We start from the raw sequence: 9,240 nt of genomic DNA on the forward strand, positions 1-9,240 counted from the left end.
CGTTTTTATATTTAGCAGGTACTATTTTAGAATTCTCAGGAGGTTTAAACGGAAAAGGGTTTGTTTTTAACAATCCAAATGCACAAAGAACTTGTGGTTGCGGGGAAAGTTTTTCGCTTTAAATCTTAAGATTAAAAAATTTAATGATTTAAAGATTTAAGATTATGACAAAATCTTTTGAGGAGTTTGAGGTACACAAAAAGGGAGTTTTATTAACAAAACTAATTTTTAGTTTAGTAAACAATACCTCATTAGATAAGGAATATGGTTTTAAAGATCAAATAAAAAGAGCTGTAGTTTCAATAACGAATAACATTGCTGAAGGATCAGAATATAACAATAATAAACAATTTATAAGATATTTGAAAATTGCAAAAGGAAGTTGTGCTGAAGTAAGAAATATGTTAATTTTAGCGAAAGAATTAGAATTTTGTTCTGTAGATGAAATACAGAAAAGTTTGAATCTAACTATTGAAATTTCTCAGAATATTTCAAATTTTATAAAATATTTGAACACAAAATTAAATACAAAATAAATGATTAATGAGTTTAAAGAATTTTTCAATCTTTAAATTATTCAATCTTTAAATTATTAAAATGAGTAAATATACAGAAGACGATTTAAAAGTCGAATTAGAAAATAAAGAATACGAATACGGATTTTATACTGAATTAGAATCGGAAACGTTTCCTATTGGTTTAAATGAAGACATTGTGCGCGCGATTTCTAAAAAGAAAAACGAACCACAATGGATGACCGATTGGCGTTTGGAAGCATTCGCCGCTTGGAAAGAAATGGAAGAACCTGAATGGGCCAATGTAAAATACTCAAAACCAGATTTTCAAGCTATTGCCTATTATTCGGCACCAAAAAAATCAGATCCAAATAAAACATTAGATGATGTAGATGCTGAGTTATTAGAAATGTATAAAAAATTAGGTATTTCTATTGACGAGCAGAAAAAAATGAATAATGTGGCTATGGATATTGTTGTAGATTCTGTTTCAGTAGCTACTACATTCAAAAAAACACTAGGCGAAAAAGGTATTATTTTTTGCCCTATTTCCGATGCCATTCAGGAACATCCTGAATTAGTTAAGAAATATTTAGGAACTATTGTGCCGCAAAAAGATAATTTTTATGCCGCTTTAAATTCAGCCGTTTTCTCTGATGGAAGTTTTTGTTATATTCCAAAAGGCGTGAAATGTCCGATGGAATTGTCGACTTACTTTAGAATCAATCAAGGTGGTACAGGACAGTTTGAAAGAACCTTATTAATTGCTGATGAAGGTAGTTATGTGTCTTACCTAGAAGGTTGCACAGCTCCAAGTCGAGACGAAAACCAACTTCACGCGGCTGTTGTAGAATTAATTGCTTTAGATGATGCCGAAATAAAATATTCTACTGTTCAAAACTGGTATCCAGGGAATAAAGAGGGAAAAGGTGGTGTATTCAATTTTGTAACCAAAAGAGGTTTGTGTGAAAAAAATGCAAAAATATCTTGGACACAAGTTGAAACAGGTTCTGCCGTAACCTGGAAATATCCATCTTGTATTTTAAAAGGGGATAATTCAATTGGTGAATTCTACTCTATCGCTGTTACAAATAATTTCCAACAAGCGGATACGGGGACAAAAATGATTCATTTAGGTAAAAATACCAAATCAACCATTATTTCAAAAGGAATTTCAGCTGGAAAATCACAAAATAGTTACCGTGGATTGGTTCAAATAAGTAAAAATGCAGACAATGCTCGAAACTTTTCACAATGTGATAGTTTGCTAATGGGTAATAATTGTGGTGCACACACCTTTCCTTATATAGAAAGTAAAAACACCAGTGCAAAAATTGAACACGAAGCCACAACTTCAAAAATTGGAGAAGACCAAGTGTTTTATTGTAACCAACGAGGTATTCCAACTGAAAAAGCAATTGCATTAATTGTAAATGGTTTCAGTAAAGAAGTCTTAAATAAATTACCAATGGAATTCGCTGTGGAAGCTCAAAAATTATTGGAAATTAGTTTAGAAGGTTCAGTAGGATAATCAAATATAAATCAGAATAAAAAACACATTTATACCATGTTACAAATCAAAAACTTACACGCTTCAGTAGAAGACAAAGAAATATTAAAAGGAATTAATTTAGAAGTAAAAGCCGGAGAAGTTCATGCTATTATGGGTCCAAATGGTGCAGGAAAAAGCACACTTTCCTCCATAATTGCTGGAAACGAAAACTATAACGTAACTGCTGGTGAAATTTTATTAGAAGGTGAAAATATCTCCGAATTAGCACCCGAAGAACGGGCACACAAAGGGATTTTCTTATCTTTTCAGTATCCGGTAGAAATACCTGGTGTTTCGGTAACTAATTTTATGAAAACAGCTATTAACGAATCGCGCAAAGCACGTGGACAAGATGATATGCCTGCCAATGAAATGCTGAAATTAATCCGTGAGAAATCAGAATTATTAGAAATTGATAGAAAATTCTTATCTCGTTCTTTAAATGAAGGTTTTTCTGGTGGAGAGAAAAAACGAAATGAAATTTTTCAAATGGCGATGTTAGAACCTAAATTAGCTATTCTTGATGAAGCAGATTCTGGTTTGGATATCGATGCTTTACGAATTGTTGCCAACGGTGTAAACAAACTAAAAAACAAAAACAATGCTGTTTTAGTAATCACGCATTACCAACGTTTATTAGATTACATTATTCCAGATTTTGTACATGTATTAATGGATGGAAAAATTGTAAAATCAGGAGATGCCTCTTTAGCTTTAGAATTAGAAGAAAAAGGGTACGATTGGATTAAAAACGAAGTAGTCGAAAGTCAAAAGTCGTAAAGTAAAAAAAAAATGGAATTAAAAGAAAAAATACTATCGTCATTTATGGCGTTTGAAGATAAAATTGTTGATGTAAATAACGAGTTACACGACATTAGAACTTCGGCTATAAAAAACTTCGAAAACAAAGGTTTTCCTACTAAAAAGGAGGAAGCATGGAAATATACCTCGTTAAATGCCATTTTAAAAAATGATTTTAGTGTATTTGCCAAAAAAGAAAACGCAGTAGAATTTGCTGATGTAAAAAAATATTTTTTAAATGAAGTTGATACTTATAAAGTTGTATTTATTGACGGAAAATTTAGTTCTTACTTATCATCAACTACACATGATGGTTTAGATGTTTGTTTAATGTCTTCGGCTTTAACCAAACCAAAATATAAAATGTATATTGACCAATATTTTAACAAAATTGCGAACTTAGAAGATAGTTTAACGTCATTAAACACTGCTTTTTCTCAAGAAGGTGCGTATGTAAACATTCCTAAAAGCAAAGTGGTTGACAAACCTATTGAAATTTTATATTTTTCAACTGGCTCAGAAGCAGCGTTAATGACACAACCTCGAAATTTAATAATTGTAGGCGAAAATGCACATGTTCAAATTGTAGAACGCCATCAGAGTTTGAATAGCAATCCGGTTTTAACAAATTCGGTAACAGAAGTATTTGCTCAAAAACGCGCTATAGTAGATTATTATAAAGTTCAAAATGATATACAAACTGCAAATTTAATTGACAATTCATACATTGCTCAAAAACAAGAAAGTCATGTTTCGGTTCATACTTTCTCTTTTGGAGGAAACATTACTAGAAATAATTTAAATTTCTATCACCAAGGAGAACATATTGATTCTACTTTAAAAGGAATTACTATCATTGGCGACAAACAACATGTTGACCATTATACTTTAGTGCAACATGCTACACCAAATTGTGAAAGTCATCAAAACTATAAAACTATTTTAGATGGAAACGCCACTGGTGTTTTTAATGGGAAAATTTTCGTGGAAAAAGAAGCGCAAAAAACAAATGCTTTTCAGCAAAATAATAATATTTTATTAAGTGATAAAGCAACAATTAATGCGAAACCACAATTAGAAATTTTTGCAGATGATGTAAAATGCTCACATGGATGCACTATTGGACAGTTAGATGAAAGTGCCATGTTTTATATGCAACAACGTGGAATTGGAAAAAAAGAAGCCAAAGCATTATTGATGTACGCGTTTACAAGTGAAGTTACAAATAGTGTAAAAATACCAGAACTAAGAAATAAAATTGCTCGAATTATAGCCGACAAATTAGGCGTAAATATGGGATTTGACTTATAAAAAACAAAGCAGAAATAAAGCAGTTTCATTATTTTGAAACTGCTTTTTTTTTACTCTTTTCTATATTTTTTAGTAATTTCAAAAACGTGCTCTAAAATTTTGGAATCTTCCTCTGAAAATTCAACATTTCTTCTTGCCATGACAATTTTAGCGGTTTCAAAGGCTTTATTAGTTAAGTAGGTTGAAAAGCCACTTGCCCCACCCCAACTAAAACTTGGTACAAAATTTCTTGGAAACCCGGCTCCAAAAATATTGGTACTAACTCCAACAACTGTTCCAGTATTAAACATAGTATTAATACCGCATTTACTGTGATCGCCCATCATTAAACCGCAGAATTGCAAACCAGTTTTAGCAAAATTTTCTGTTTCATAGCTCCACAATTTTACTTCTTCGTAATTGTTTTTGAGGTTGCTATTGTTGCTATCTGCACCCATATTACACCATTCACCTAACACCGCATTTCCTAAAAATCCATCGTGTCCTTTATTAGAATACCCAAACAAAACTGAATTATTCACTTCACCGCCAATTACAGAATGGGGTCCAACAGTAGTAGCACCATATACTTTTGTAGCTAGCTTCACTCTCCCCGACTCGCACAAAGCAAAAGGACCTCGAATAACAGAACCTTCCATTATTTCAGCATTTTTACCAATATAAATAGGACCTGTTGATGCGTTTAAGGTTACAAATTCTAATTTCGCGCCTTCTTCTATAAAAATATTTTCTGGGGATAATACGTTTACCGATTTAGGAATCGGTTGTGAATATCGGTCTTCAGTTAACAACTCATAATCTTCACGGATGGCAACATCATTTTTTTGAAAAATATTCCAAGTGTTTTCTATTTTAATGCAATCATTTGTAAATTCAATCACTTCAAAACTGTCAAAATCTACTTCTTCGCCTTCTTTAGCGAAAAAAGCCACTACTTCTTCTTCTTGAAAAATGGCTTGATTGTGTTCCAAATTCTTAATCATTGCTACCAAAATATCATTTGGTAAAAATGAGGCATTAATCATCACATTGTTTTCCATTTCCACCATTGGCCATTTTTCAGACAAATAGTCTTCGGTAATTGTGGTGGTGGTGTAACCTAAATATTTTTCCCATTTTTCTCGAATCGTTAAAATTCCAACACGAATATCAGCGACTGGTCTGGTGAAAGTAAATGGTAACAAAGCATTACGATGTGGTCCATCAAAAAGAATATAGTTCATTGAAAAAGTTTAAAAGGTTTAATGAAAACTTAACGATTCAAATTTACAAAGAAATTTGACTTATAAAAATAAAAAAACCCCGAATAAATTCGAGGTTTAAATTATGTATATAAATTCTACTATTCTTTTGAGAATTTAGCATATTTAGTTTTGAATTTATCGATACGACCTGCAGTATCAATAAGCTTAGATTTACCAGTGTAAAAAGGGTGAGACGTTCTAGAAATCTCCATTTTGAAAACCGGATACTCCACACCTTCATGCGTGATAGTTTCTTTAGTGTCAACAGTTGATTTTGTGATGAATACATCATCGTTAGACATGTCTTTGAAAGCGACTAATCTGTAGTTTTCTGGGTGAATTCCTTTTCTCATTTTGTAAATCTTTAAATGTATGATTATAATTTGTTCCGCGGCTTTTTACTATAAAAAGGTGTAAACGCCTTATAACCTTTTGTTAATTATGTTTTTATTTCAGGGTGCAAATATAATACTATTACCCAATACTACAAATAAAATGCCATTATTTTTTTCTTAGAAACGGCTTTATCTTAAAATCTGATACTAAAAGTTTTATAACTTAAGAAAAATCTACGTAATTTTGCAACCGATTTGCGTGAGTGATAAGAGTGAAAATCCTTTTTTTGTGGCTTTTTTCAAGACATAAAAAAAGATTGTAACGGATAGCACGACCTGAAAGGGCACGCCCAAAGAAAAAAGTATGTCTGATAGAAAAAAAGTAGCTTTTTATACACTGGGTTGTAAACTAAATTTTTCGGAAACTTCTACTATTGCCAGAAACTTCAATGATGAAGGATTTGATAGAGTTGATTTTGAAGAAGTAGCCGACATTTATGTAATTAACACATGTTCAGTAACTGAAAACGCCGATAAGCAGTTTAAACAAGTGGTAAAAAAAGCGATGAAACTAAACGACAAAGCTTTTGTGGCAGCTGTAGGCTGTTATGCCCAACTGAAACCTGAAGAATTAGCCGCAGTTGATGGTGTAGATTTGGTTTTAGGTGCTACCGAAAAATTTAAAATCACCGATTACATTAACGACCTATCGAAAAACGATATGGGCGAAGTGCACAGTTGCGAAATTGAAGAAGCCGATTTTTACGTAGGTAGTTATTCAATTGGCGACAGAACCCGAGCTTTTTTAAAAGTGCAAGATGGTTGCGATTATAAATGTACGTATTGCACAATTCCTTTAGCGCGTGGAATTTCCAGAAGTGATGCGTTGGAAAATGTATTGAAAAATGCGAAAGAAATTTCGGAACAAAACATTAAAGAAATTGTATTAACTGGAGTAAATATTGGCGATTACGGCAAAGGTGAATTTGGCAACAAAAAACACGAACATACGTTTTTAGAACTAGTGCAAGAATTAGACAAGGTTGAAGGTATTGAAAGACTAAGAATTTCAAGTATTGAACCTAATTTGCTAAAAAACGAAACAATTGAATTTGTAAGTAAAAGCAACACATTTGTACCCCATTTTCATATTCCGCTGCAAAGTGGTAGCAATGAAATTTTAGCAAAAATGAAACGTCGTTACCAACGAGAAATTTATACGGAACGTGTAAATAAAATTAAAGAAGTAATGCCACACGCATGTATTGGTGTGGATGTAATTGTTGGATTTCCTGGTGAAACCGACGAACACTTTTTAGAAACTTACAATTATTTAAATGAAATGAACATTTCGTATTTACATGTGTTTACGTATAGTGAGCGCGATAATACGGAAGCTGCAGATATGCCAGGAGTTGTGCCTGCCAATGTTAGAAGCAAACGAAGTAAAATGTTGCGAGGACTTTCCGTAAAAAAACGCAGAGCGTATTATGAAAGTCAAATTGGCACCACTCGAACCGTTTTATTTGAAAACGAAAATAAAGAAGGTTACATTACAGGTTTTACAGAAAATTACGTAAAAGTAAAAACGCCTTGGAACCCAGAATTAGCCAACACCTTACACGAAATTACACTTACTAAAATTGACGATGACGGTTTGGTAAGATTGGAATTTGTGAATGTTCCAGTTTAAATTACTAACAAACCAGAATTTCGCAATAAACTTATCGGTTTTGAAAACCAAAATAGTTCAAAATCTTCAAACTGAGATTCGAAATCCAATTTTAAATCTTTTAATTGAATTGGATGATTTGTAAGTGTTTTTAAAGATTTCAATAACCAATTTGCTTGATCTTTTTCTAAAGAAATTTCAATAGTATCCGTTTTAAAATGAAACGTAAGTTTGGTCATTTCCCAAGTAGCCCCTTTTTTTGATTTAGTAAAATAATTTACAATAGGTAAATTTCCAATCCAAAACAGTTTGGCATTTGGTTTTAGTGTGAAATCGACAGTTTCAAAAACGGCAGTTTCTATATAATCTGGAGCAATTTTAGTTTTTGGAATTTTAAATTCAAACCACTCTTGTAAATCGTACTCGAAACACATGCCGTGCATATAATTAAACAAGGATTTTTTCAAACCAAAAGTAAACTTATCGTGATTGATGCCTGTTTTATCCTTAAACTGAATGTCGTTATTTGCAAAAGTAATTTCATTTTGTTGCGGAATTACGCCAAACTCGTCTGGATTTAATCCTACAGGCGAGTGTGCCGTCATGGCAAATTGATGCCAAAATCCAGATTGGATGGTACCAACTTGAAATAATTGTCGCACCATTTCTAAACTATCCACTGTTTCTTGAATAGTTTGAGTTGGATAACCGTACATCAAATACGCATGAACCATAATTCCTGCTTCAGTAAAATAATTCGTGACTTTAGCCACTTGTTCAACTGTTACTCCTTTTTTTATTAATTCTAACAATCTATCTGTAGCTACTTCTAATCCCCCAGAAACCGCAATACAACCTGAAGCTTTTAATAAAACGCACAAATCTTTTGTAAAACTTTTTTCAAAGCGAATGTTTGTCCACCATGAAACCACTAATTTGCGTTTAAGAATTTCCAAAGCCACTTCACGCATTAATGCTGGCGGTGCAGCTTCATCCACAAAATGGAATCCAGTTTCGCTAGTTTGAAGAATCATTTCTTCCATCCTATCCACAAGAATTTTTGCTGCAATAGGTTCATAAATTTTTATATAATCTAAAGAAACATCACAAAACGTACATTTTCCCCAATAGCAACCATGTGCCATAGTTAGTTTATTCCAGCGGCCATCGCTCCATAAACTATGCATAGGATTGGCAATTTCAATTACAGAAATATATTTATTCAAAAATAAATCTGAATAATCTGGTGTGCCAACATCTGATTGCTTATAGTCTGGTTTTGTAGTATTATTTTTATAGACAACTTCATTATTATCTAATAAGAAAGTGCGCTTAAACTCAGGTTCTGAAACAAGTTTAGAATGACAAAAATTATATAAAAGTTCGACTGGTAATTCGCCATCATCGAGTGTGATGAAATCGAAAAATTCAAACACTCTTTTATCTTTAATACTTCTTAATTCTGTATTTGGAAAACCACCACCCATAGCAATTTTGACTAATGGATAATGTGCTTTAATATATTGAGCACATCGGAAAGCGCTATATAAATTTCCTGGAAAAGGCACTGAAATTAAAACTAAATTCGGTTGGATTTCGCTTACTCTATCTTCTAAAATTTTAAGCGTAATTTTATCAATATGCGTAGTTTCTTTTAACAATTCTGCATATAGTTCGTCAAAAGAATTGGCACTTCTACCCAATCGTTCTGCATAGCGACTAAATCCGAAATTTTCATCTACACATTCCACAATGAAATCAGAAATATCTTCCAAATACAGTGTGGCTAAATGTTTCGCTTTGTCTTGCA

At 32.4% G+C, this 9,240-nt stretch carries 9 protein-coding genes; 6 read left to right on the forward strand and 3 right to left on the reverse strand.

What is annotated here, in order from left to right:
* The 5 genes from ACIQ2I_RS06015 to sufD form a co-directional block, all read left to right on the forward strand.
* On the forward strand, nt 1-122 hold a 122-nt coding region (locus tag ACIQ2I_RS06015; protein ID WP_396181541.1), incomplete at its 5' end, for a HesB/IscA family protein.
* 42 nt (nt 123-164) lie between these two features.
* On the forward strand, nt 165-536 hold the full coding sequence (locus ACIQ2I_RS06020; protein ID WP_396181533.1) for a four helix bundle protein: 372 nt from the start codon (nt 165-167) through the stop codon (nt 534-536).
* A gap of 61 nt (nt 537-597) precedes the next feature.
* Nucleotides 598-2,046, forward strand: a complete 1,449-nt coding sequence (sufB, locus tag ACIQ2I_RS06025; RefSeq protein WP_396181534.1) for a Fe-S cluster assembly protein SufB — start codon at nt 598-600, stop codon at nt 2,044-2,046.
* Between the two features lie 36 nt (nt 2,047-2,082).
* Nucleotides 2,083-2,847: a Fe-S cluster assembly ATPase SufC gene (sufC, locus tag ACIQ2I_RS06030; protein WP_396181535.1), complete on the forward strand. Its 765-nt coding sequence runs from the start codon at nt 2,083-2,085 to the stop codon at nt 2,845-2,847.
* A 12-nt stretch (nt 2,848-2,859) separates the two neighbouring features.
* Complete coding sequence (sufD, locus tag ACIQ2I_RS06035; protein ID WP_396181536.1) at nt 2,860-4,179, forward strand: Fe-S cluster assembly protein SufD; 1,320 nt, start codon at nt 2,860-2,862, stop codon at nt 4,177-4,179.
* Between the two features lie 50 nt (nt 4,180-4,229).
* Here sufD and ACIQ2I_RS06040 read toward each other — a convergent pair whose 3' ends face one another.
* Both ACIQ2I_RS06040 and ACIQ2I_RS06045 read right to left on the reverse strand, forming a co-directional pair.
* Nucleotides 4,230-5,402 carry a GlmU family protein gene (locus tag ACIQ2I_RS06040; RefSeq protein ID WP_396181537.1) on the reverse strand — a complete coding sequence of 391 codons (1,173 nt, stop codon included), beginning with the start codon at nt 5,400-5,402 and terminating at the stop codon, nt 4,230-4,232.
* A gap of 119 nt (nt 5,403-5,521) precedes the next feature.
* Nucleotides 5,522-5,776, reverse strand: a complete 255-nt coding sequence (locus tag ACIQ2I_RS06045; protein WP_396181538.1) for a type B 50S ribosomal protein L31 — start codon at nt 5,774-5,776, stop codon at nt 5,522-5,524.
* Between the two features lie 346 nt (nt 5,777-6,122).
* On the opposite strand from ACIQ2I_RS06045, the gene mtaB reads away from it, so the two are divergent.
* Nucleotides 6,123-7,451, forward strand: coding sequence for a tRNA (N(6)-L-threonylcarbamoyladenosine(37)-C(2))-methylthiotransferase MtaB (mtaB, locus tag ACIQ2I_RS06050; RefSeq protein WP_396181539.1), 1,329 nt, complete (start codon nt 6,123-6,125; stop codon nt 7,449-7,451).
* Here mtaB and ACIQ2I_RS06055 read toward each other — a convergent pair.
* The coding region (locus ACIQ2I_RS06055) for a B12-binding domain-containing radical SAM protein (RefSeq protein ID WP_396181540.1) at nt 7,448-9,240 on the reverse strand (1,793 nt) is incomplete at its 5' end. The genes mtaB and ACIQ2I_RS06055 overlap by 4 nt on opposite strands.

This window comes from Flavobacterium sp., assembly GCF_044368995.1.
Taxonomy (GTDB): Bacteria; Bacteroidota; Bacteroidia; order Flavobacteriales; family Flavobacteriaceae; genus Flavobacterium.